Source organism: Streptomyces sp. NPDC029466, assembly GCF_055574515.1.
The window spans coordinates 11,435-34,293 of record NZ_JBVHZH010000026.1; the positions used below are offsets into that span (position 1 = coordinate 11,435).

21 protein-coding genes are annotated in these 22,859 nt (G+C 71.0%); 13 read left to right on the forward strand and 8 right to left on the reverse strand.

Translation table 11 applies throughout. The annotated features are described in order from the left end of the window. Positions 1-245 precede the first annotated feature (245 nt). The 4 genes from ACZ4XD_RS20430 to ACZ4XD_RS20445 are packed head-to-tail and all read left to right on the forward strand — an operon-like array spanning position 246 to position 5,009. Entirely contained in the window at positions 246-1,013 is a 768-nt protein-coding gene (locus tag ACZ4XD_RS20430; RefSeq protein WP_468043947.1) for a redox-sensing transcriptional repressor Rex, read from the forward strand. Beyond that, on the forward strand, positions 1,010-2,377 hold the full coding sequence (locus ACZ4XD_RS20435; RefSeq protein ID WP_468043949.1) for a glutamyl-tRNA reductase: 1,368 nt from the start codon (positions 1,010-1,012) through the stop codon (positions 2,375-2,377). The genes ACZ4XD_RS20430 and ACZ4XD_RS20435 overlap by 4 nt, the downstream gene beginning before the upstream one ends. After that, a complete protein-coding gene (hemC, locus tag ACZ4XD_RS20440) occupies positions 2,374-3,363 on the forward strand; it encodes a hydroxymethylbilane synthase (RefSeq protein WP_468043951.1) in 990 nt (329 codons plus the stop codon). The genes ACZ4XD_RS20435 and hemC overlap by 4 nt, the downstream gene beginning before the upstream one ends. Continuing rightward, on the forward strand, positions 3,360-5,009 hold the full coding sequence (locus tag ACZ4XD_RS20445; protein WP_042155634.1) for a bifunctional uroporphyrinogen-III C-methyltransferase/uroporphyrinogen-III synthase: 1,650 nt from the start codon (positions 3,360-3,362) through the stop codon (positions 5,007-5,009). The genes hemC and ACZ4XD_RS20445 overlap by 4 nt, the downstream gene beginning before the upstream one ends. Positions 5,010-5,101: 92 nt before the next feature. On the opposite strand, the gene ACZ4XD_RS20450 is transcribed toward ACZ4XD_RS20445, so the two are convergent. Next, entirely contained in the window at positions 5,102-5,893 is a 792-nt protein-coding gene (locus ACZ4XD_RS20450) for an alpha/beta fold hydrolase (protein WP_468043953.1), read from the reverse strand. 99 nt (positions 5,894-5,992) lie between these two features. On the opposite strand from ACZ4XD_RS20450, the gene ACZ4XD_RS20455 reads away from it, so the two are divergent. Next, entirely contained in the window at positions 5,993-6,940 is a 948-nt protein-coding gene (locus ACZ4XD_RS20455) for a MerR family transcriptional regulator (protein WP_468043955.1), read from the forward strand. A gap of 56 nt (positions 6,941-6,996) precedes the next feature. Here the strand turns inward: ACZ4XD_RS20455 and ACZ4XD_RS20460 are convergent, their stop codons facing one another. Together ACZ4XD_RS20460 and ACZ4XD_RS20465 are read right to left on the reverse strand one after the other, a co-directional pair. Beyond that, complete coding sequence (locus ACZ4XD_RS20460; protein WP_468043957.1) at positions 6,997-7,203, reverse strand: DUF397 domain-containing protein; 207 nt, start codon at positions 7,201-7,203, stop codon at positions 6,997-6,999. Then, positions 7,200-8,033, reverse strand: a complete 834-nt coding sequence (locus tag ACZ4XD_RS20465) for a helix-turn-helix domain-containing protein (RefSeq protein WP_468043959.1) — start codon at positions 8,031-8,033, stop codon at positions 7,200-7,202. Before ACZ4XD_RS20465 ends, ACZ4XD_RS20460 begins: the two co-directional genes overlap by 4 nt. Positions 8,034-8,190: 157 nt before the next feature. On the opposite strand from ACZ4XD_RS20465, the gene ACZ4XD_RS20470 reads away from it, so the two are divergent. The 4 genes from ACZ4XD_RS20470 to ACZ4XD_RS20485 all read left to right on the forward strand — a co-directional run bounded on the left by ACZ4XD_RS20470 (position 8,191) and on the right by ACZ4XD_RS20485 (position 11,271). Then, the gene (locus ACZ4XD_RS20470; protein WP_468043961.1) at positions 8,191-8,652 is read left to right on the forward strand and encodes an ATP-binding protein; all 462 of its coding nucleotides are present in this window, start codon (positions 8,191-8,193) and stop codon (positions 8,650-8,652) included. Positions 8,653-8,923: 271 nt separating this feature from the next. Next, positions 8,924-9,832: a helix-turn-helix domain-containing protein gene (locus ACZ4XD_RS20475; RefSeq protein ID WP_468043963.1), complete on the forward strand. Its 909-nt coding sequence runs from the start codon at positions 8,924-8,926 to the stop codon at positions 9,830-9,832. A 115-nt stretch (positions 9,833-9,947) separates the two neighbouring features. Further along, positions 9,948-10,937, forward strand: coding sequence for a porphobilinogen synthase (hemB, locus tag ACZ4XD_RS20480; protein ID WP_468043965.1), 990 nt, complete (start codon positions 9,948-9,950; stop codon positions 10,935-10,937). 151 nt (positions 10,938-11,088) lie between these two features. Next, positions 11,089-11,271 (forward strand): CsbD family protein, encoded by a 183-nt coding sequence (locus ACZ4XD_RS20485; protein ID WP_042155638.1) that lies wholly within the window; start codon positions 11,089-11,091, stop codon positions 11,269-11,271. A gap of 114 nt (positions 11,272-11,385) precedes the next feature. Here the strand turns inward: ACZ4XD_RS20485 and argS are convergent, their stop codons facing one another. After that, entirely contained in the window at positions 11,386-13,149 is a 1,764-nt protein-coding gene (argS, locus tag ACZ4XD_RS20490; RefSeq protein WP_468043967.1) for an arginine--tRNA ligase, read from the reverse strand. 176 nt (positions 13,150-13,325) lie between these two features. Here argS and lysS point away from each other — a divergent pair, with 176 nt between their 5' ends. Together lysS and ACZ4XD_RS20500 are read left to right on the forward strand one after the other, a co-directional pair. Beyond that, positions 13,326-15,047: a lysine--tRNA ligase gene (gene lysS, locus ACZ4XD_RS20495; protein ID WP_468043969.1), complete on the forward strand. Its 1,722-nt coding sequence runs from the start codon at positions 13,326-13,328 to the stop codon at positions 15,045-15,047. Between the two features lie 127 nt (positions 15,048-15,174). Further along, on the forward strand, positions 15,175-15,390 hold the full coding sequence (locus ACZ4XD_RS20500) for a hypothetical protein (protein ID WP_468043971.1): 216 nt from the start codon (positions 15,175-15,177) through the stop codon (positions 15,388-15,390). Between the two features lie 36 nt (positions 15,391-15,426). On the opposite strand, the gene ACZ4XD_RS20505 is transcribed toward ACZ4XD_RS20500, so the two are convergent. The 3 genes from ACZ4XD_RS20505 to ACZ4XD_RS20515 form a co-directional block, all read right to left on the reverse strand. Next, on the reverse strand, positions 15,427-16,659 hold the full coding sequence (locus ACZ4XD_RS20505) for a DUF2637 domain-containing protein (protein ID WP_468043973.1): 1,233 nt from the start codon (positions 16,657-16,659) through the stop codon (positions 15,427-15,429). Between the two features lie 199 nt (positions 16,660-16,858). Then, positions 16,859-17,569, reverse strand: a complete 711-nt coding sequence (locus ACZ4XD_RS20510; RefSeq protein ID WP_468043975.1) for a DUF3558 domain-containing protein — start codon at positions 17,567-17,569, stop codon at positions 16,859-16,861. 211 nt (positions 17,570-17,780) lie between these two features. After that, entirely contained in the window at positions 17,781-18,686 is a 906-nt protein-coding gene (locus ACZ4XD_RS20515) for a hypothetical protein (RefSeq protein WP_468043977.1), read from the reverse strand. 162 nt (positions 18,687-18,848) lie between these two features. Here ACZ4XD_RS20515 and ACZ4XD_RS20520 point away from each other — a divergent pair, with 162 nt between their 5' ends. Together ACZ4XD_RS20520 and ACZ4XD_RS20525 are read left to right on the forward strand one after the other, a co-directional pair. Further along, positions 18,849-20,042, forward strand: a complete 1,194-nt coding sequence (locus tag ACZ4XD_RS20520) for an RtcB family protein (protein WP_468043979.1) — start codon at positions 18,849-18,851, stop codon at positions 20,040-20,042. 306 nt (positions 20,043-20,348) lie between these two features. Continuing rightward, complete coding sequence (locus tag ACZ4XD_RS20525; RefSeq protein WP_468043981.1) at positions 20,349-20,990, forward strand: RDD family protein; 642 nt, start codon at positions 20,349-20,351, stop codon at positions 20,988-20,990. A 27-nt stretch (positions 20,991-21,017) separates the two neighbouring features. Here the strand turns inward: ACZ4XD_RS20525 and ACZ4XD_RS20530 are convergent, their stop codons facing one another. Then, complete coding sequence (locus ACZ4XD_RS20530) at positions 21,018-22,682, reverse strand: alpha/beta hydrolase (RefSeq protein WP_468043983.1); 1,665 nt, start codon at positions 22,680-22,682, stop codon at positions 21,018-21,020. Positions 22,683-22,859: the final 177 nt, after the last annotated feature.

Sequence of the window (22,859 nt, forward strand, 5' to 3'; positions counted from 1 at the left end):
GCGGTAAGGAGTGAGGGCGCGTGCTCCCGTCGGTGCTACCCGTGGAAACGGGTGGCGCGAGTGAACGGTGTGACGTGGGAGTTGGTTCCGCGGAGGCTTGTAATGGCCGCGTGACCCCGGTCACTTTGGCCCGACAAAACGGACACCATCTTTGTGCACGCGTTCACAAAGACATAGCCTGCACAAGACAGGGCGGTCGGGTTCCATACGGTCGCCCGCAGCCCCGCTCTACCCGCAGGAGCACCGTGGCAACTGGCCGAACTCACCGACCGGCGACCCGAAGCCGAGGCATTCCCGAGGCCACCGTCGCCCGGCTTCCGCTGTATCTGCGTGCACTGACCGCGCTCTCCGAGCGTTCGGTACCCACGGTCTCCTCCGAGGAGCTCGCGGCCGCGGCGGGGGTCAATTCCGCCAAGCTGCGCAAGGACTTCTCCTACCTCGGCTCCTACGGGACCCGCGGCGTCGGCTACGACGTGGAGTACCTCGTTTACCAGATCTCGCGTGAACTGGGGCTGACCCAGGACTGGCCGGTTGTCATCGTCGGTATCGGTAACCTCGGCGCCGCCCTCGCCAACTACGGCGGCTTCGCCTCGCGCGGGTTCCGCGTCGCCGCGCTGATCGACGCCGACCCGGCCATGGCCGGCAAGCCCGTCGCGGGCATCGCGGTCCAGCACACCGATGAGCTGGAGCACATCATCGAGAGCAACGGCGTCTCGATCGGCGTCATCGCCACGCCGGCCGGGGCCGCCCAGCAGGTCTGCGACCGCCTGGTCGCGGCCGGTGTCACCTCGATCCTCAACTTCGCGCCGACCGTGCTGACCGTGCCCGACGGGGTGGACGTCCGCAAGGTCGACCTGTCGATAGAGCTGCAGATCCTCGCCTTCCACGAGCAGCGCAAGGCCGGCGAGGAGGTCGGGCCCGACAGCGGTGGGCCGGCGACCGCCGCCCGCGCCGCGGTGGCGGACGATCGCAAGGGACCTGACGGGGACATGCCCGCCGTGATGCCGGCATGACGCTTCTGGTCGTCGGACTGAGCCATCGCAGCGCGCCGGTGAGCGTGCTGGAGCGGGCCGCGCTCGCCCCGGAGGCGCGCGGCAAGCTGCTCCAGGACGCGGTGTCGGCCGAACCGGTCACCGAGTCCGCGGTGCTCTCCACCTGCAACCGCATCGAGCTCTACGCCGACGTGGACAAGTTCCACGCGGGTGTCGCCGAGCTGTCCGGCCTCCTGGCCCGGCACAGCGGTGCCGGTCTGGAGGAGCTCACCCCTTATCTCTACGTCCATTACGAGGACCGGGCGGTCCACCACCTCTTCTCGGTGGCCTGCGGCCTGGACTCGATGGTCGTCGGCGAGGGCCAGATCCTCGGGCAGATCAAGGACGCGCTGGCCGTCGCGCAGGAGCAGCACACCGCGGGCCGGCTGCTGAACGATCTGTTCCAGCAGGCCCTGCGGGTCGGCAAGCGGGCCCACAGCGAGACCGGTATCGACAAGGCCGGCCAGTCGCTGGTCACCTTCGGGCTGGAGCAGCTCGCGGCCGGCCGGAACGTCGAGGACTGGGCGCGCGGCAAGCGGGCGCTGGTCATCGGCGCCGGCTCGATGTCGTCGCTGGCCGCCACCACGCTCGTACGGGCCGGGGTCGGCGAGCTGGCCGTCGCCAACCGCACCGTCGAGCGCGCCGAGCGGTTGGTGCGGATCCTCACCGAGCCGGGCGGGACCGGCGCCGGCACCGGACTCGCCGCCCGTGCGGTGGCGATGACCTCCGTGCCGGAAGAGCTGGCGCTCGCCGACATCGTGGTCTCCTGTACCGGTGCGACCGGCCTGGTCCTGGCGGGCGAGATGGTCGCCGCCGCGCGCGACGGCCGTACGGCTCCGCTGGCGCTGCTCGATCTCGCCATGCCGCGGGACATAGATGCCGCGGTGCACCGGATCGAGGGCGCGCACCTCGTCGACATCGAGTCGCTGGCCGACGCGTCCGCGGACGCACCGATGGCGGCCGACGTGGACAAGGTGCGCGGCATCGTCTCCGATGAGGTCGCCGCGTTCGGCGCCGCCCAGCGGGCCGCGCACATCACCCCCACCGTGGTCGCCCTGCGCACCATGGCCGCGGACGTCGTCGCCGGTGAGATCACCCGGCTCGACGGCCGCCTTCCCGACCTCGACGACAAGCAGCGCGCGGAGATCACCCAGACCGTGCGCCGCGTCGTCGACAAACTCCTGCACGCGCCCACCGTCCGGGTCAAGCAGCTGGCCAGCGAGCCCGGCGGCGCCGGGTACGCGGACGCCCTGCGGGAACTCTTCGACCTCGACCCCCAGACGGTCGCCGCCGTCAGCCGGGCCGACACGCGCGCCGACAGGCACGATGCACGGGAGCGGGCATGACCGACAGCACCACGAGAGCACTGCGGCTGGGCACGCGGCGCAGCAAGCTCGCCATGGCCCAGTCCGGACAGGTCGCCGAGGCGGTGCGCGCACTGACCGGCCGCCCCGTCGAACTGGTGGAGATCACCACCTACGGGGACACCTCCCGCGAGCACCTCGCGCAGATCGGCGGCACCGGTGTGTTCGTCTCCGCGCTGCGGGACGCGCTGCTCGCCGGGGAGATCGACTTCGCCGTTCACTCGCTCAAGGACCTGCCCACCACGCAGCCCGAGGAGCTGACCCTGGCCGCGATACCCGTACGGGAAGACCCCCGGGACGCGCTGATCGCCAGGGACGGGCTCACCTTCGAGCAGCTGACCGCCGACGAGGACCGGGTGGCCCGCATCGGCACCGGCTCGCCCCGGCGGATGGCGCAGCTGAACGCCTGGGCCAGGTCGCTGGGCCGGCGTGTGGAGACCGTGCCGATACGCGGGAACATCGACACCCGCATCGGCTTCGTCGAGAAGGGCGAACTGGACGCGGTCGTACTGGCCGCCGCCGGACTCACCCGCATCGGCCGGATCGACGTGGCGACGCAACTGCTGTCGCCCGACGTGGTTTTGCCTGCCCCCGGCCAGGGGGCGCTGGCGATCGAGTGCGCCGCGGTCAACGCGGACCTCGCCGCCCGGCTCGCCGAGCTCGACGACCCGGACACCCGGGCCGCCGTGACCGCCGAGCGATCCCTGCTCGCCGCCCTGGAGGCCGGCTGTTCCGCACCCGTCGGAGCACTGGCCGACCTCAAGCGTGACGAGCAGGCTGTCACCGAATTGCACCTGCGCGGTGTCGTCGGCACGACCGACGGCAGCACGCTGGTGCAGATGTCCACCACCGGGCACGTACCCGCCTCTCCCGACGATGCCGCGACCCCGCTGAACATGGGCCGTGAACTCGCCGACGAGATGCTCGCAAAGGGTGCGGCCGGTCTTATGGGGGAGCGAGCACTTTGAACCCCACCGCCCCAAACCACTCCGCCTCCGGTCAGGTCACCTTCCTGGGTGCCGGGCCGGGAGACCCGGGTCTGCTGACGCTGCGTGCCGTGGAGGCGCTGGCCTCCGCGGACGTACTGATCGCCGACCCGCAGGTGCTGGACGTCGTGCGCGTGCATGCCCGCGCACAGGTGGACACACCGCTCCAGGCGTCAGCCGACGAGGCGTCAATCCCCGCCGATGTCCCGGCCCTTAGGGACACCGCCAATCTTGTCATGGCGGCCGCCCGTGCGGGCAAGCGGGTCGTCCGTGCCGTCAGCGGAGATCCCGGCCTGGACGGGTACGTCGCCGAGGAGATGCTGGCCTGCGCGGCCGAAGGCATCGTCTTCGAGGTCGTGCCCGGTATCGCCGCGGCCGTCGGCGTGCCCGCGTACGCCGGTGTCCCGCTGCGGGACGCGCAGGGCACCGACGTCCGCTTCGTCGACGCCCGCACCGCGGATGCGCGCTGCTGGTCCGAGGTGGGTGCCAGCGACGCCACCGCCGTCGTCTCCACCTCCCTCGACTCGGTGGCCGCGGCCGCCGGTGAGCTGGTGTCCGGCGGCCGCAAGCCCGACACCCCGCTGACCGTCACCGTCGCCGGTACCACCACCCGTCAGCGCACCTGGACCGCCACCCTCGGGTCGGTCGCACAGGTGCTCAAGGCCGCCAAGGTGCTGCCGTCGCCGGACGGCGGCCAGCCGGTCATAGCCGTGGTCGGTGAGCGCAGTGCCGCCGCGCAGCGCGACCGCCTTTCGTGGTTCGAGTCCAAGCCGCTCTTCGGCTGGCGGGTGCTCGTGCCGCGTACGAAGGAGCAGGCCGCGTCGCTCTCCGACCAGCTCGTCTCGTACGGCGCGGTGCCGCACGAGGTCCCGACCATCGCCGTCGAACCGCCGCGCACCCCGCAGCAGATGGAGCGCGCGGTCAAGGGCCTGGTCACCGGCCGCTACGAGTGGATCGCCTTCACCTCGGTCAACGCCGTCAAGGCCGTCCGGGAGAAGTTCGAGGAGTACGGCCTGGACGCCCGCGCGTTCGCCGGGATCAAGGTCGCCGCGGTCGGCGAGCAGACCGCCAAGGCGCTGGTCGCCTTCGGTGTGAAGCCCGACCTGGTGCCGAGCGGTGAGCAGTCCGCCGCCGGCCTGCTGGAGGACTGGCCGCCCTACGACCCGGTCTTCGACCCGATCGACCGGGTCTTCCTGCCGCGTGCCGACATCGCCACCGAGACCCTGGTCGCCGGGCTGATCGAGCTGGGCTGGGAGGTCGACGACGTCACCGCCTACCGGACGGTGCGCGCCTCGCCGCCGCCGGCCGAGACCCGTGAGGCGATCAAGGGCGGTGGCTTCGACGCGGTGCTGTTCACGTCGTCGAGCACCGTGCGGAACCTCGTCGGCATCGCCGGCAAGCCGCACAACGTGACCGTGATCGCCTGTATCGGGCCGGCCACCGCCAAGACCGCCGAGGAGCACGGGCTGCGGGTGGATGTCATGTCGCCCGAGCCGTCGGTGCACAAGCTGGCCGAGGCGCTCGCGGACTTCGGGGCGGCGCGCCGCGATGCCGCGCTGGAGGCCGGGGACCCGGTCACGCGGCCGAGCGAGCGGCGGCCGGGGTCGCGTCGGCGGGCTCGTAGCTGAGCGGAGCGGTAGTAGTAGGTACGGCTGAAGGGCGCCCCTCCGGGGGCGCCCTTTGCGCGAGGGCGGGCGGCCGCCGCCCTCGCCGAGCAGGACTATGCCGTCACCCGCTGCCCTTCACCCGCGGCGGCCCGGAGCAGCACCCCGGCGAGCTCGTCCGGGACGGAGAGCATCGGCCAGTGCCCGGTGGCGAGTTCGAAGAAGGCCACCTGAGGCTCGGCGAGCATCTGGAAGCGCGGTTCCCCCGACCGCACCAGGGACTCGACCATGGCGATGTTCATCCCCGTGCCGGTGCAGAAGACGCCGCTCGTCGGCAGCTTGGCGGCGGCCCCCGACAGCCTCAGCGGCTGGGTGAGCGCACCCAGCGGCTGCGGGGCGGCCAGGCGGACGAGCCGGGCCAGCGCGTCCGCGGGGACGTCCGCGACGCTGTTCCGGGCCTGCACGTCGTCGAGTGACGGCGGGGGGATCCGCCAGCCGTCCTCGGCCTGTTCGGCCCGTTGCCGCCACCCGTCGCGGACCGCGGGATCGGGCTCGAACGCGTCCACCAGACCGTGCACCGAGAAGCCGTCCATCGGCAGGGGCGCCGACACGTACACGATCCGGGACACCCGTTCCGGGCGCCGGTCGGCGGCGCCCAGTGCCGGAAAGCTGCCGTGACAGTGGGCGACGAGCACCACCTCCGGCGCATCCACGTGATCGATGAGCTGCACCAGATCCTCGATATGTGTCTCCAAGTCCGTTTCCGGGCCCGCCAGATGGCGGCGGTCGCCCAGGCCCGTGAGCGTGGCCGCGTAGGCCTCGGCTCCCCGCTCCCGTAGCCGGTCCACCAGGTCCTGCCACAGCCAGCCGCCCATATGACCGCCCGCCACCAGCACATACGCCGTCATCAACGCCTCCTCGCACAGCTCGGCCGCGCGGCCGGACCCCCGTTGACCCGGCCGCGCATGCCGTTACGGTAGGAACTCCCCCTGAGGGAGGTTCAAGGCATGACCGGGTCCGCGTCCCCTGACGGCTTGTGGGGCATCGGCGAACTCGCCGAGCAGGCAGGCGTCACCGTCAAGACCGTCCGCTTCTACTCGGACCGCGGCCTGCTGCCCGAGGCCACCCGCAGCGTCGGGGGCCACCGCCGGTACGGCCCCGAGGCCCTGGACCGGCTCCGTCTGATCCGTTCGCTGCGCACCCTCGACCTGCCACTGCCGCAGGTCGACCGGATCCTCGCCCAGGAGGACGCGCCGAGCGCAACGGACGCCCTGGAGGGCGCCGTCGCGGGGCAGCTCCGGGAACTCGGCACGCAACTGTCCGCCCTGCGCTGGCGGGAGGCCGCCCTTCACCTTCTCCGCGACTGCGCCCCCGAGGAACGCGCCGACCGCCTGCGCCTGATCGGTGCCGTGAACATCCCGCCGAACACGGACGCCCTGGCCCGCTTCTGGCGTCACGTACTCCCCCCGCGGCTCCCGGCCCGCCTGCTCTCCACGCTGCTCGAAGCGGCGGTGCCGCAGCTCCCCGCCGACCCGACCCCGTCCCAGGTGCTGGTCTTCGCCCGACTTCACGCCGTCGCCACCGACCGCCGCGTCGTCGACATCAACGTCCGCCGCCTCGACCCCCGGACCCCCGACGAGGCCTGCCGCCCGGCCGTCCTCTACGAGGGGCTCGTCGAGGCGTGCGCGCTCGCCTCGGCGGACGTACGGGACCGACGGCCCCCGCACGCGGGCGAAGCCCTCGACTGTTTCGTCGCCGCCCACGCCGGCCTGCGCAACACGCGGGACACCCCCGCCTTCCGCCGCCAGCTCAGCGCCCAGCTGGGCCGGATCGCGCATCCCCTCCTGGACCGCTACTGGCAACTCGTCGGCGAACTCCCCTCCGCTTCCCGGCAGCCGACCATCGGCGCCATGGACGACTGGCTCCGTGCCGCGCTGGACGCGCAGGTCGCCTAGGAGAGCCGCATAGGAGGGTCGCTTGGGAGTGGGGCCGGTGCCGTCTCCGCCCGCCGTCAGCGCGCGGTGGCGTACGGGAGGAAGTCGGCCCAGGCGGTGGGAGCGAAGGTGAGGCGGGGGCCGTTGGGGTTCTTGGAGTCGCGGATGAGGATGGTTTCGGGGGTGGTGGCGAACTCGACGCACTGGGCCCCCTCGTCGGTGCTGTAGCTGCTCTTCGCCCAGTTCGGTTCGCGCTCGGTCCCGGAGGAAGGCTTGAGGGTCATGTCTTCTCCCGCGCTTTCTCGATGAAGGTCAGTGACTCACGTGGTGTGAGAGCTTGCGCCCGGATGTTGCCATAACGCATGTCGAGCATCTGTACCTGTGGGGGTTCGGAGATCACTCGGCTGAGGTGCTGGACCTCGGCGTGTGCCACCGTATCGCCGTTCTTCAGCCGGAGCAGGCTGAACGAACCGCTGAGGCCTGGGTTCACTTCCCGTCCCAGCGGGAGCACTTGGAGGTCCACGTTCCGGAACTGACCGACCTCCAGCAACCGTTCGAGCTGCCTGCGCATCACCGGTTTGCCCCCGATGGGACGGCGCAGCGTCGACTCGCACTGAACAAAGCTGAAGATGGGCGGAGTCGCTGAACTGTCCAGGATCTCCTGGCGGGCCATGCGGCCCGCTACGCGCTCCTCGATTTCGCGTGGTGTGAAGAATGGGCGGCGGTTGCCGATGAGTGCTCGTGCGTACTCCTCGGTCTGCAGCAGGCCGTTGAAGACGGAGTTTTCGTAGTGACACAGCTCAACCGACGCTGCCTCCAGCTTCTTCAGGTCCCGGACCTTCTTCGGGTAGCGGACGAGTGCCACGTCCTCCTTCAGCGCGGCAAGCCGGCCACCGGCTCCCAGTACCTCGTCCGCCAGGTCCAGGTACTCCGGCTGGGGAACCCGGCGTCCGCGCTCCACCGCGGACACCGACTCCTCGCTGTACCCGATCGCTTTCCCGAACTCGGTCTGGGTGAGCCCGGCCGCCTCGCGCCACAGCTTGAGCTGCCGCCCGACGATTTTCATCACGGCCCCGGCTTCCTCGTCCTCCGGACCCGTATCCCATTCGCTCATGCCTGACGTCCCTCCGCCTTGTGGCCATGTTCAACGTCCGTCGTCCGTGACCGCTACGCCGCATGGCCCGGACAAGAGCCGTACGGCTCCGGACAATCGCCTGCTGTCCGGCTCCCGGTCCTTCTCAGGCTGGATGCGCACGACCACGCTGTGTGACGTGAATCAGCGAATCACTCGAACCAGCAATTCCGTTACCGCGCTCGCCGTCGGCCCCGCCCCGGCACTCCGGTTCTCCGTACCGCTCTCCGCCACCCGGCGCGGAGCCCGGCTGGCGCGCATTCTGGCGGTGGAGCAACTGGCCTCGTGGGAGCTGCCCTTCGACCCCGCGCGGCTGCTCGTCGCCGAGCTGGCGGCGAATGCCGTGCTGCACGGGCGCGTTCCCGGGCGGATGTTCCGGCTCACCCTCGCTGCCGGCCCGTCCGCCACGCTCCGTATCGAGGTCACCGATACGCGCGGTGACCGCCTGCCGGTCCGGAGGCCGACCGGCGGCGACGCGCCGGCCGAGTCCGGGCACGGGCTGCTGCTCGTAGGGGAGTTGGCGGACCGCTGGGGCGTCCAGGAGGGGCCGATGCCGTGCAAGACCGTGTGGGCGGAGGTCGATCTTGGTGCCGGGTGCTGAACGCCGGACCGGCGCCCGGAAACCCGGGACCCGGTGGCCCGGCGGGCGGTGCGGCGGGCCGTCAAGAACAAAGAACCCTGGGAGAGAACCTTCCAAACCTGCCAAACCCCGCGTACGTCACCCGTGGGGGTGAATCGCCTCAACTCAGCTGGCGCGCGGCCGACTTGGGTGGGCAGTCTCGGGCCTGACAACCGCAGACATGCGACGGCCCCCGCCGGGACGGCAATCCCGGTGCGAGGGCCTGACCACAAAGGAAGACGAGACCTTCCCGATGGCTGAAGAGAAGCCTAACCGTGCCGAGCGCCCGTATTCCCGAGTTCGGCAAAGTGCCACCCACAGTGGGGTGACGCATATCCGGCAGTACCAGCCGGACCGGTACACGATCATCGGCAATCACCTCGCCCAGCACCGCGACCTGTCCCTGACCGCGATCGGGGTGGGCACCCACATCCTGTCGCTGCCCGAGGGCGCGCCGGTCGACATCCGTACGCTCGCGGCCCGTTTCCCCGAGGGGCGGGACCGGATCGCCTTCGCCCTGCGGGAGTTGGAGGCGCACGGCTATGTCCAGCGCGTACGGGAGCGCACCTCGGACGGCCGCGTGATCACTCGTACGTACGCGCACAGCGCTCCCGCCGCCATGGGGCCGGGCCAGGGGCAGGGCGCGGCGGCGCGAGAGGCAGCCCCGCCGCCGGTGGCACCGGAGCAGCCCCGGCCGCAGGTGCCGGCCCCTGCCCCCGCCGTCGAGGCGCCCGCCGCCTCCGGCGAGCGCCGCACCGCCGCCCGCGCGCTCCTCGTGGCTCTGCGCCGTACCGACGACCGTCTGACGCTCCCCGAACGGGACGTACGCCGTCTCGCCCCCGGCGTCGCCGCCTGGTTCGAGAACGGTGCGAGCGCAGCGGCAGTCCGCCGCACCCTGACCGCGGATCTCCCGCCGGACCTGAGGAACCCGGCGGGGCTGGTCGCCCACCGCCTCCGGGAGTTGCTGCCGCCACCGCTCCCCGCAGGCCCCGAGAGCCCGCCGGACCTCGATACGGGGGTGGGGCGGCCACCCCGGCCTGCTCCCTTCCAGACCTGTGACGGCTGCGAACGGGCTTTCCGGGGACGGGAACCGGGGCTCTGCCGGGACTGTCGGGACTGCCGGGGCGAGCCGGAGTCCCGCGATCCCGCTGTCGCGGCCTGAGTGGCCTGAGCCGCTGAGGGCCTGAGCGGGTCCGGCAGGCAGGCCGCCGCCGGACCCGTCCCCTCCGACGAACCGTCGGCAAGGGCAGGGGCAAAGCGGGCGTAGCGTGTTCGGTATGACGAAGTACGGAAGCTTCCCAGGGGCGCGGCCGCGGCGCCTGCGCACCACCCCCGCCATGCGGCGGATGGTCGCGGAGCACCGGCTGCATCCGGCGGACCTGATCCTCCCGGCGTTCGTCCGGGAGGGGATCAGCGAGCCGGTGCCGATCTCCGCCATGCCGGGCGTCGTCCAGCACACCCGTGACACGCTGCGCAAGGCCGCCGTCGAGGCGGTCGAGGCCGGAGTCGCCGGGATCATGCTGTTCGGGGTGCCGGAGGACGCCAAGAAGGACGGCGTCGGTACGGCGGGCACCGACCCGGACGGGATTCTCCAGGTCGCCATCCGGGACGTGCGGGCCGAGGTCGGCGACGACCTCGTGATCATGTCGGACCTGTGCCTGGACGAGTACACCGACCACGGGCACTGCGGTGTCCTGGACGCCGACGGCCGGGTCGACAACGACGCCACGCTGGAGCGCTACGCCGAGATGGCGCAGGTCCAGGCTGATGCGGGCGTCCATGTCGTGGGCCCCAGCGGCATGATGGACGGCCAGATCGGTGTCGTCCGGGACGCTCTGGACCAGACCGGCCACGAGGACGTCTCGATCCTCGCCTACACCGCGAAGTACTCCTCCGCCTTCTACGGCCCCTTCCGGGAGGCCGTCGGCTCGTCCCTCCAGGGCGACCGTAAGACCTACCAGCAGGACCCGGCCAACCTCCGTGAGTCGCTGCGCGAGCTGGCGCTCGACCTGGAGGAGGGCGCCGACATGGTAATGGTCAAGCCGGCGCTGCCGTACCTGGACGTGCTGGCGAAGATCGCGGACGCGGTGGAGGTGCCGGTGGCCGCGTACCAGATCTCCGGTGAGTACGCGATGGTCGAGGCCGCCGCCGAGAAGGGCTGGATCGACCGGGACCGGGCGATCCTGGAGACGCTGACCGGCATCAAGCGGGCCGGCGCGAACATGATCCTCACGTACTGGGCGACGGAGGCCGCGCGGGGCCTGTGAGGCGCCCCGGCGGCCGTCCGTCGCAGCTGCTCCCGTCCCCGGGGTCCGGGGGCGGGAGCTTTGCTGTGGGACGGTGACGTTTTGTCCGCCTGGTTCCGGGCACGCACCGGTTGTCAGGGAAGACCGCGGCCGGACCGAGGAGCGAGTCACCATGACCGCGAAGCGCAAGATGCAGGCGAAGGGCGCCCAGGTCATCGGCGCCATGAAGGAAGTCGTCGGCAAGGCGACGCACAACCGCAAGCTGGAGGCCGAGGGCAAGGCGGAGAAGACCGCCGGTCAGGGCCTCGATGTGAGCGAGAAGACCAAGGACGAGGTGCGTAAGCGCTGGCCGTGAGGACTGCCCGCTGTCGCCGTCCCTCCCCTGGAGACCGGTACGGCCCCGTACCTCACCTGTGAGGTACGGGGCCGTCGTGGTGCAGCGACGGGCGGCCGGCCCGGCGCGCGCCGGTCAGAGGCGCTCGGGCGTCCGGATGCCGAGCAGGGCCATGCCCTGGTGGAGCGTGCGGGCGGTCAGCTCGCACAGGAACAGCCGGTTGGCGATCTGGTCGGCGCCGCCCTCGGCCTTCAGGACCGGGCACTGGTCGTAGAAGGTCGTGAAGAGCGAGGCGAGGCCGTAGAGGTACGCGGCGAGCTTGTGCGGCTCGTACGACGCGGCGGCCTCGGCGACGGTCTCGCCGAACTGGTCGAGGTGCAGGCCCAGCGCCCGCTCCGCCGGGGCCAGCGGCAGCTCAGGGTGCGCCTCCGGGCCCACGTCACCGGCCTTGCGGAAGATCGACCGGATCCGGGCGTAGGCGTACTGGAGGTACACCGAGGTGTCGCCGTTCAGCGAGACCATCTGGTCCAGGTCGAACTTGTAGTCGCGGCTCGGCGAGGTCGACAGGTCCGCGTACTTCACCGCGCCGATGCCGACCTGCGCACCGTTCTCGGTGATCTCCCGCTCGGTCAGGCCGATCGGCTCGCCCTTCTCGCGCACCACCGCGGTCGCCCGCTCGGCGGCCTCGTCGAGCAGGTCCTCCAGGCGTACGGTCTCGCCCGCACGGGTCTTGAACGGCTTGCCGTCCGCACCGAGGACCGTGCCGTAGCCCATGTTGTGCGCGGTGATGTCGTCGCTCAGCCAGCCCGCCCGGCGGGCCGTCTCGAAGACCATCCGGAAGTGCAGCGACTGGCGGACGTCGACGACGTACAGGAGCGTCGTCGCCTTCAGGTCGAAGACGCGGTTGCGGATCGCGGAGAGGTCGGAGGCCGCGTAGCCGAAGCCGCCGTCCGCCTTCTGCACGATCAGCGGCACCGGCTGGTCGTCCTTGCCGCGGATCTCATCGAAGAAGACCACCAGCGCGCCCTCGGAACGGACGGCGACGCCCGACTCCTCCAGCAGCCGCGCCGTCTCGGTCATCATGGCGTTGTACGCGGACTCGCCGACGATCTCGTCGTCGCGGACCTCCATGTCCAGCTTCTCGAAGACCGAGTAGAAGTAGACCTTGGACTCGTCCACGAACCGCTGCCACAGGTCGAGGGTCTCCGCGTCGCCGGACTGCAGCGCCACGACCCGCTTCCGGGCCCGCTCCTTGAACTGCTCGTCGGCGTCGAAGACGGCGCGCGAGGCCTTGTAGACGCGGTTGAGGTTGCTCATCGCCTGCTCGCCGTCGACGTCGGCCGCCGGGGCCAGCTCGCCGGGGTTCTCGATCAGGTACTGGATGAGCATGCCGAACTGGGTGCCCCAGTCGCCGATGTGGTGCCGGCCGATCGTCTGCTCACCGGTGAAGTCCAGCATGTGGCGCAGGGCGTCACCGATGACCGCCGAGCGCAGGTGCCCGACGTGCATCTCCTTGGCGACGTTCGGCTGGGCGTAGTCGATGACCGTGACGCCGGGGTTCTCCTTCAGCGGGACGCCCAGCCGGTCGTCGGCGGCGCGCGCGGCCAGCGTCTGGATGATCGCCCGGTCGGTGAGCGTGATGTTGAGGAAGCCGGGGCCGGAGACCTCGACCTCCTTGAGGAGGTCACTCTCGCCGATCTCCGCGACGACCTTGGTCGCCAGCTCCCGCGGATTGCCCTTGAGCTTCTTCGCCAGCGCCAGCATGCCGTTGGCCTGGAAGTCGGCCCGGTCGCTGCGTCGCAGCAGCGGGTCGGCGGAGCCGGCCTCCGGCAGGGCTGCCGAGAGGGCGTCCGCGACGCGCTGGTGGACCGAAGCTGCGAGCGAGGTGACCGAGGCCATGGAGATGAGCTCTCTTCCAGAGGGAGGTGTCGCTGGAGTGGAAAGGGTTTGCCAATGAGTATCCCACGGCACTACCACTGATTTTCCGTCTGGGAGAATGGGCACCGTCAGGCATTTGTGCGTCGCACGCGCAAGACGGCGCAATCAGGAAGCACCAGGAAGAGGAAGGGCCGATCGTGGCTCAGCAGAGCACCGAGACCGACTGGGTCTCCAGGTTCGCGGACGAGGTCATTGCCGAGGCGGAGCGCCGCGCCCCCGGCAAACCGATCGTCTGCGCCTCGGGCCTGAGCCCGTCCGGCCCGATCCACCTGGGCAACCTCCGCGAGGTCATGACCCCGCACCTGGTCGCCGACGAGATCCGCCGCCGCGGGTACGAGGTCCGCCACCTCATCTCCTGGGACGACTACGACCGCTACCGCAAGGTGCCGGAGGTGCCGGGCGTCGACAAGTCCTGGGCCGAGCACATCGGCAAGCCGCTGACCTCCGTCCCGGCCCCGGCCGGCTCGGCGTACCCGAACTGGGCCGAGCACTTCAAGGCCGCGATGAGCGAAGCGCTCGCCGAGATGGGCGTCGAGTACGACGGCATCAGCCAGACCGAGCAGTACACCTCGGGCGTCTACCGCGAGCAGATCCTGCACGCGATGAAGCACCGCGCGGACATCGACGCGATCCTCGCCCAGTACCGCACGAAGAAGGCCCCGGCGAAGAAGTCGCAGAAGCCGGTCGACGAGGCCGAGCTGGAGGCCGCCGAGGGCTCCGGCGCGGCCGGCGAGGACGACGGCAGCGGCGGCTCGGCGGGCTACTTCCCGTACAAGCCGTACTGCGGGCAGTGCGCGAAGGACCTCACCACCGTCACCTCGTACGACGACGAGACCACCGAGCTCGCCTACACCTGCACCGAGTGCGGCTTCGGCGAGACGGTCCGGCTGAGCGAGTTCAACCGCGGCAAGCTGGTCTGGAAGGTCGACTGGCCGATGCGGTGGGCCTACGAGGGCGTGATCTTCGAGCCGTCCGGTGTCGACCACTCCTCGCCCGGCTCGTCCTTCGTCGTCGGCGGCCAGATCGTCCGCAAGGTCTTCGGCGGCGACCAGCCCATCGGCCCCATGTACGCCTTCGTCGGCATCAGCGGCATGGCCAAGATGTCCTCGTCGCGCGGCGGGGTGCCGACCCCGGGCGACGCGCTGAAGATCATGGAGGCGCCGCTGCTGCGCTGGCTGTACGCGCGCCGCAAGCCCAACCAGTCCTTCAAGATCGCCTTCGACCAGGAGATCCAGCGGACCTACGACGAGTGGGACAAGCTGGAGGCCAAGGTCGCGGACGGCACGGTGCTGCCGGCCGACGCCGCCGCGTACTCCCGCGCGGCCCGCACCGCCGCCGGTGAGCTGCCCCGTACGCCGCGCCCGCTGCCGTACCGCACCCTCGCCTCGGTCGCGGACATCACCGCCGGCCATGACGAGCAGACGCTCCGGATCCTGAGCGAACTGGACCCGGCCAACCCCGTCACCTCCCTGGACGAGACCCGGCCGCGGCTCGCCAAGGCGGAGTACTGGATCGCCACCCAGGTCCCGGCCGAGCAGCGCACCATCGTCCGCAGCGAGCCCGACGCGGAGCTGCTCGGCACCCTCGACGAGCAGTCCCGTGGCTCGCTGCGGCTGCTGCTCGACGGCCTCGACGAGCACTGGTCGCTGGACGGACTGACCACGCTCGTCTACGGCGTGCCGAAGGTCCAGGCGGGTCTGGAGCCGGACGCCAAGCCGACCCCGGAGCTGAAGACCGCACAGCGCGCGTTCTTCGCCCTGCTGTACAACCTGCTGGTCGGCCGGGACACCGGGCCGCGGCTGCCCACCCTGCTGCTGGCCGTCGGCGCCGACCGGGTGCGCAAGCTGCTCGGCGGATGAGGACGGCCCCTAGGGGCGCCGCTGCCGTGGAGTCGTAGACACCCCGGCGGGCTCTCCGACCGAGGGAGGAGACGGGTTCGGCCCCGGGGACGAGGATTCCCGGGGCCGAACGCCGCACGCTGGAGCCATGAGAGGGTTAATCGGCTTCATCGTCATGATCCAGGGCGCGATGGGATTCATCGGCCAGGTCTTCTTCGACGGCGCCTGGGGGCTGGTGCCCCACTGGTTCACCTTGCCGTCCCCCGCCTACGTCGGCCTCTTCGCCGCCGGTGCGGCGCTGGCCGTATGGGGCGACACGGCCAGGAAGCGCAAGCAGCAGCAGGAGCGCTCGGGGGCGGCCTAGGGAGGGCGCAGGGGCGGCCCCTCCCCGGTGTGCGCGTTACGCGATGTGTTCGTCCAGCAGCTCCGCGTTGAGGCGGTCGCTGAACTGGTCCATGTAGCGGTGCAGGTCCCGTGTCCGGAGGCGCAGCCCGTACTGGGCTTGCAGGTTCGCCGCGAACGCGCCCTGTGTGGGCATGCCTTCGCCCTCTATCGAATGCCGGAACACCTGGTACAGGTCCTCGTCGGTCGGGGCCGCGGCCGGTGTCCGGTCAGGCTGCGGGTCCGCCTCGGGAGTGCCCTTGCCGAGCGGACGCGTGCCGCCTGCGCCGGTCGGCACCGGGACCTGCGGCTCGGACTCCGGCCCGGGTGGCGGCGGTACCGGGGCCTGCTCGTGCGCCGGCACCTGCTGGTGCTCGTCGTACGAGGGCTGATGCTCCTGCTCCGGGACGTACGCCGGGTCGTAGTCACCCTGATACGTCACCTGCTGCGGCGCCGCGAACCACTGGTTCGGCAGCTCCTCGGCCGGTTCCTGGGCCGTCGGCTCCTGCGCCGTCGGCTCCAGAGCGGGCGGCACGGACCGCGGTGGCGCCGGCATCAACTGCGGTTCGATGCCCGCCGCGGCAAGCCCCGCGGGAGCGGTCTCGGCCAGCGGTACCCCGTACCGGGCGAGCCGCAGCGGCATCAGGGACTCCACGGGAGCCTTACGGCGCCAGCCCCGCCCGAAGCGCGAACGCAGGCGGGCCTGGTACACCAGCCGTTCCTGCTCCAGTTTGATCACCGCGTCGTAGGACCGCAGCTCCCACAGCTTCATCCGCCGCCACAACAGAAACGTCGGGACCGGCGACAGCAGCCAGCGCGTGAGGCGCACACCTTCCATGTGCTTGTCCGCCGTGATGTCGGCGATCCGCCCGACGGCGTGCCGGGCGGCCTCGACGGTGACGACGAACAGCACCGGGATGACGGCATGCATGCCCATGCCCAAGGGGTCGGACGCCACCGCGGCATTGAACGCCACCGTCGCCACCGTCAGCAGCCACGCCGCCTGGCGCAACAGCGGGAACGGCATGCGGATCCAGGTCAGCAGCAGATCCAGCGCGAGCAGGACACAGATGCCCGCGTCGATGCCGATGGGGAAGAAGTAGGCGAAGTCGCCGAAGCCCTTCTTGACGGCCAGTTCCCGCACGGCCGCGTAGGAGCCGGCGAAGCCGATGCCGGCGATGACGACCGCGCCGGTGATGACAACCCCGATGAGTATCCGGTGTGTGCGTGTCAGCTTCAGTGGCGCGGCCACCCGAGAACCCCTCTTAGTCGGTCTGTTGCGAGCGACAGCCTGGCACATGCGTACGAGCGGGCGTGTGCCGGTACGGAGGGGGCCGGGTCACGAGGGGGCACCGGCCGGCGGCGGGCCGGGGCGCTTCACCTCGGTGGTGCGGCTGTGGACGCGCCCGTGCCCCCGGCCGGGGCCGGGGGCACGGGCGGTGTCGCTTCGGTCAGCCGTTGGCCTTGGTGGCGGCGGTGACCGCTTCCTTGGCGGCGGCCTGGGCCTTCTTCAGCAGGTCGGCACCCTTGGGGGTGTCCGCGCCCGCCAGGCCGGCACCGTTGTAGTTGAGCGTGACGACGATGTTGGAGGTACGGGCTATGACCGTGGTGTTCTTGAAGTCATTGCCCTCCTTCTTCACGTCGTAGGTGATCGCGGTCGCCTCGTCGCCGGTGCCGGACGTCTTCACGGACGTCAGCTTCTTGGCGTCCTTGGTGTCCTTCGCGTCGATGACCTGCTTGGTGTAGAAGTCCGTGGCGCGCTTCTCGCCGGAGCCGATGCCCGGGTCGGAGTCATAGCGCTGGTAGCCGACGTCCAGCCAGCGGAACTGGGTGCCGTCGACGCCGTTCTCGTCGGAGCTGCTCCAGGAGCAGGTGCCGTGCGCGGTGTTGTCCGTGGAGTTGCCGCGCTCCCCGGAGGTGTCCTTCGCCTTGGGCAGCATCTTCTTGACGGTGTCCTTGGAGAACGCCTCGCACGGGTTCGGCAGCTTCTTGAACTTCGCCGGCGCGACGGTCGGCGAGGGCTTGGCCGCGCCGCTGGACTTGGCGGAGGCGGAGGCGTCACCGGAGCTGTCGCTGTCCGAGCCGGAGCAGCCGGCGACGAGCAGCACCGGTACTGCTGCGCAGGTGAGAAGGCTGGCAAGTCGCTTGGCTGAACGGTGCATGGTTCCTTCGCTGTTCGTCGTCATCCGGCCGGCATGGCGCGCGACCGTGGCGGTGGCCCGCCTTTCCTCGCGTACGGGCAGGGCGTGTCCGCCCTAGGGGCACGGTACGCGGCGCGGCGAGGTGGGTGACCGTTTCCTGTGGATGAGCGCAACGCCCAAAACGGTCACAGTTCCCCGTACTTATCGATTCGGGCGATGTACTCGATCCGGACTATTCGCTGAGGCTCTCCGACAGCTCGCCGGCCAGCGAACGGGCCTTGTCCTGCAATTCCTGGCTCTCCGGCAACATCGTCTTGTCCGTCGACCACTGGTCGTAGGTGAGCGTCACGATGACGTTCGACGTGCGGAAGACCACAGTCACGTCGCGGTGCACACCCGAGTCCGCTGTGACCAATTTGTCATTGAGGAAGGCCGCGTCCCCGAGGTCGTCCAGGACGCGCGGCGCGGTGGAGTCGCTCAGGTCCGCGCTGGGGTCCGCGGCGGCGGAGGACGCCCCCGAGGGGCTCCCGGAGGGCGCCTGCCCCTTCTTGTCCGTCGAGCTGTTCGTGGTGGTCCCCGTGCCCGCGCCCTTGCCCTCGTCCTCTCCCTTGCCCTCGCTCTTGCCCTTGGTGGCGGACGGGCTCGGGTCGGCGGGGGAGGGGGAGCCGTTGCCGCCGGATGGGATCTTGGCGGCCAGCGCCTTGCTGTCGTAGATCCCCTGCGCCTTGTCGTCATCGCTGACGGCGGCGTCGTACGACACCACGCGCTGGATGTCGAGGCTCAGATGGCGGGTGCCCGCAGTGGTCTCGCGGGTCCAGCGGCAGCCCACACGGCGGTCGGTGTCATAGGTGATGTCGGGCTGGCCGTCGTAGATCTTCTTGGCCTCGTCGCGCGACAGGCGCTGGCCGCCGCCGGGCAGCATGCCGTGGAGGCTGCTGCGCGCGGGCAGCCCGCAGGCCTCGGGGAGGGTCTGGTAGCGGCCCGGTTCGGCGGCCTGGCTCGACGTGGAGGTGCCGCCGCTCTTGGCGTCACCCTCTTCACCGTCGGAGCCGGAGCCGCCGGTGCAGGCGGTGAGGCCGGCGGCCAGGGCCGCGGCCACCACCAGTGCGGCACCGGGTACGAACGGCTTGCGTGGCATCGTTCGCGGCTCCTTTCCCTGCGAAATGCGGTTGCCGCCGGTCAGCGGCCGATGGACACAATGTCTATCGCACGTCTTGCCGCGCACGCCGGTTCGCCGTCCATGATCGGATAACTTGTCCGGCTTTTGCGTTTTTCATAAATTCGGGGGAATGAGGGAGTTATGTCGTACGTCGAGGTACCGGGTGCCCAGGTACCGATACGGATGTGGACGGACCCCGCCACGGTCGAGGGCGTCGCGATGCAGCAGCTGCGCAATGTCGCCACCCTGCCGTGGATCAAGGGCCTGGCCGTGATGCCGGATGTCCACTACGGGAAGGGCGCCACGGTCGGCTCGGTGATCGCCATGCGCGGCGCGGTCTGCCCGGCGGCGGTCGGTGTCGACATCGGCTGCGGGATGAGCGCGGTACGGACCTCGCTCACCGCCGATGACCTGCCCGGCGACCTCTCCCGGCTGCGCTCGAAGATCGAGCAGGCGATTCCGGTGGGCCGGGGCATGCATGACGACCCGGTCGACCCGGGGCGGCTCCACGGCTTCCCGACGGCCCGGTGGGACGACTTCTGGGCGCGGTTCGACGGGGTCGCCGAAGCGGTCAAGTTCCGTCAGGAGCGGGCCACGAAGCAGATGGGGTCGCTCGGCTCAGGCAACCACTTCATCGAGTTCTGCCTCGACGACGACGGTGTGGTGTGGCTGATGCTGCACTCCGGCTCCCGGAACATCGGCAAGGAGCTCGCCGAGTTCCACATGGGCCAGGCGCAGAAGCTGCCGCACAACCAGGGCCTGGTCGACCGCGACCTCGCCGTCTTCATCGCGGACACCCCGCCGATGGCGGCGTACCGCAACGACCTGTTCTGGGCGCAGGAGTACGCCCGGCACAACCGGGACGTGATGATGGCGCTCTTCAAGGACGTGGTCCGCAAGGAGTTCAGGAAGGCGAAGGTGACCTTCGACGACGTGATCTCCTGCCACCACAACTATGTGGCGGAGGAGCGGTACGACGGCATGGACCTGCTGGTGACCCGTAAGGGTGCGATCCGGGCGGGCAGCGGCGAGTACGGGATCATCCCGGGCTCGATGGGCACCGGTTCCTACATCGTCAAGGGCCTCGGCAACCCCGCGTCCTTCAACTCCGCCTCCCACGGCGCCGGCCGCAAGATGAGCCGGAACGCCGCGAAGAAGCGGTTCTCCACCCGGGATCTGGAGGAGCAGACGCGGGGCGTGGAGTGCCGTAAGGACTCCGGTGTGGTCGACGAGATCCCGGGCGCCTACAAGCCGATCGAGCGGGTCATCGACCAGCAGCGCGACCTGGTCGAGGTCGTCGCCAAGCTCAAGCAGGTCATCTGCGTGAAGGGGTGAGCGCGGCGCCTCGCGTGATCGACCGCCCTTCGACTGCCCTTCCGACCGCCCCGGGCCGCATGTGGTCCGGGGCGGTCGGTTTCTGACCGTGCATCACATCCCGGAGTGACGGCCGCCGGTCGGCCCGCCTCCTTGTGGCAGCTGTGGTGGCCATCGCTCCCGGCCCTGATTGGACAGAGCCGAGCCGGAACCAGAAGGATCGTCGGGCAGCAGTGCCGCAGGCATCGTCGGGGGCGGGCCGGTGAAGCCTGTTTTACCTCCGAGTCACGGCGCGTCGTCCCCTGACACCTCGGAGGAAAACCACAGATGAGCTTCGGCGACCCGAACAACCCCTACGGCCAGCAGCCGCCGCCGGCCCCGTATGGAGCCCCGCAGCAGCCGGCCCCGTACGGATACCCGCAGCAGGCCGCGCCGGGCTATGGCTACCCGCAGCAGCCCGTGCCCGGCCAGGGCTACCCGCAGCAGCCCGGCATGCCGGTCGGGCCCGGGGTGTACGCGAGCTGGGGCAGCCGTTTCGGTGCCTTTCTGATCGACTTCCTGGTGGCCGGGCTGGTGCCGGTCCTTGCGGTCTTCATCGCGATCTTCCTTGAGCAGTCATTGCAGGGCTGCCTGGGCGACTCCGCCTGCCAGGCCGAGAGGGAGAAGACAAGGGTCCCGATCATCATTGCCCTGCTGGTGATCGCCGTCCTGTGGGCCGTCATCGCCAACATCGTCATCCTCGTCAAGGAGGGCAAGGGCGCGTCGCCGGGCAAGAAGGCCATGAAGATCCGGCTCATAAGCGAGCAGAACGGTCAGCCGCTCGGCTTCGGCAAGGCCCTGCTGCGCCGGATCTGCCACGGGCTGGACAGCGCCCCGTGCAGCATCGGCTACCTGTGGCCGGCGTGGGACGCGAAGGGCCAGACCTTCGCGGACAAGGTCATGCGCACGGTGGTCGTCAGCACCGAGTGAGCCGGACGCCCATGCCGGTCAGCTGCGTCAAGAGGTGACCCCGCCCGCGGAGCGGCCGCCGGCCCGGGAGACGCGGCCGGCCATCGCTCCGCCGCCGGTGGCGACGCCGCCGCGGGGTACGGGGGTGGCGAAGGGGTGCGTGTCCTGTCGGCACGCCGTGCCGGGGGGCGGGAGTGTGCCCTCGATGAAGTAGCGGCTCTCATAGGCGTGGACGCAGGTGCTGGGGTTGGTCAGTTCGGTGTGGCCGTAGCCGTGCTGGGTGAGCAGGCGGGCACGGGCCAGTTCTTTGGCCAGCGCCTGGGCGCCCGAGTAGGGGGTGGCGGGGTCGTAGGTGGTGCCGATCACCAGGACGGGGTGCGCCGTCGGCTTGTTCCACGGGCCGCGGTAGGCGTCGGCGGCGACCGCCGGCCAGGTGGCACACGGCTCCCCCGCCCACGTCCAGAAGCGCCCGGCGTCGCCCGCGCGGCGGGCGGAGGCCTCCGCCAGGGCGTGATAGGCCCAGGGGTCACGCGGATTGGGGCTGTCGCCGCAGAACACCGCGGCGGCCTGTTCCTCGCCGGTGTACGGATTCGGGTTCGGGACCGGTGGTGCGGGTGGCGGCGGGGTCGGGTCCGGGGCGCGGCCCTGCCAGAGGGTCTGGAGCCGGGCGGCGAGGTAGGCCCATCCGGGGTCGACGTTGTAGAGGCTGTTCACCACGTCACCGACCGTACGGCCATAGGTCCACGCGCCCACGGGACGCTGCCGGAGCCGCCGCATCAGCCGGTCGAACTTGTCCCGGGTCGCCTTCGGGCCGCCGGCGGAGAAGGCGCAGCGGGCCGTGGTGGTGGCGCCGCAGTGCCTGAGGAACTGGTCCAGGGTCGCGGCCGCGCTGCGGTCCGAGCCCATCCGCAGGAACGTCGGGACCCGGGGGGCCTCGTGCGAGGCGTGGTTCGTCCATGCCTGCGGGTCGATGGTGCTGTCGAGGACCATGGCGCGGACCTTGCCGGGGAAGAGGTTGGCGTAGGTGGCGCCCAGGAACGTGCCGTAGGAGACCCCGAGGTAGGTGAGCTGCGGTGCGCCCACCGCCTGGCGGAGCCCGTCGAGGTCGCGCGCGGTGTCGGCGGTCGACACATGGCGCAGGAGCTCGGGATCGCGCTGCTGACAGCGCCGGCCCAGCTCCCGGTACGCGGCGATCCAGGCCGCCCGCTGCGCCGCGCCCACGGGGAAGCCGGCCGGTCTGCTCGCATTCCACGCGCGGGCCTCCGCGGGGCCGGCGAAGCAGTTCACCGCGGTGCTGCTGCCGATTCCGCGGGGATCCCAGCTGACGATGTCGAACCGCTCCCGCACCTCGCGCGGGAAGAACGGGTAGGTCTGCGGCATCTGGATGGTGCCCGGCCCGCCGGGTCCGCCGGGGTTGAAGAACAGGGTGCCGAGGCGCCGCCGGGGGTCGGTCGCCTTCCGCTTGATGACGGCCAGTTCGATGGTGCGGCCGCCGGGGTTGCCGTAGTCCAGAGGCACCTTCGCGGTCGCGCAGTCGAACTGTCCGCCCTGGACGCAGGGGTGCCACGCCAGCCGCGGAACCGTCCCCGAAGGCGCCGGCGGACCGCCGGCCGCGGCGAGGTCCGGCCCGGTCAGGACCGTTGAGCAGGTCACGGCCGCGGTCACGACCGCGGCGTACCACCTACGGCCCGCCAGGGCCCCGGCTATGTGCATGCCTTGTCCTTCCACGGCTGAGCGCCCGATGCCTCCCCGGCGCGGGAGTCGGCACGCTTCCGTGTTCACCACACCGTGGTCCGGCACGCTGCGCGAGCCCATGGCGGCCGAATGGCCGAGCTGGGGGTGAGGGGGGCGGGAGCTGGTTGTGGGTGGTCGAGGCGGTGGAGGGGGCTG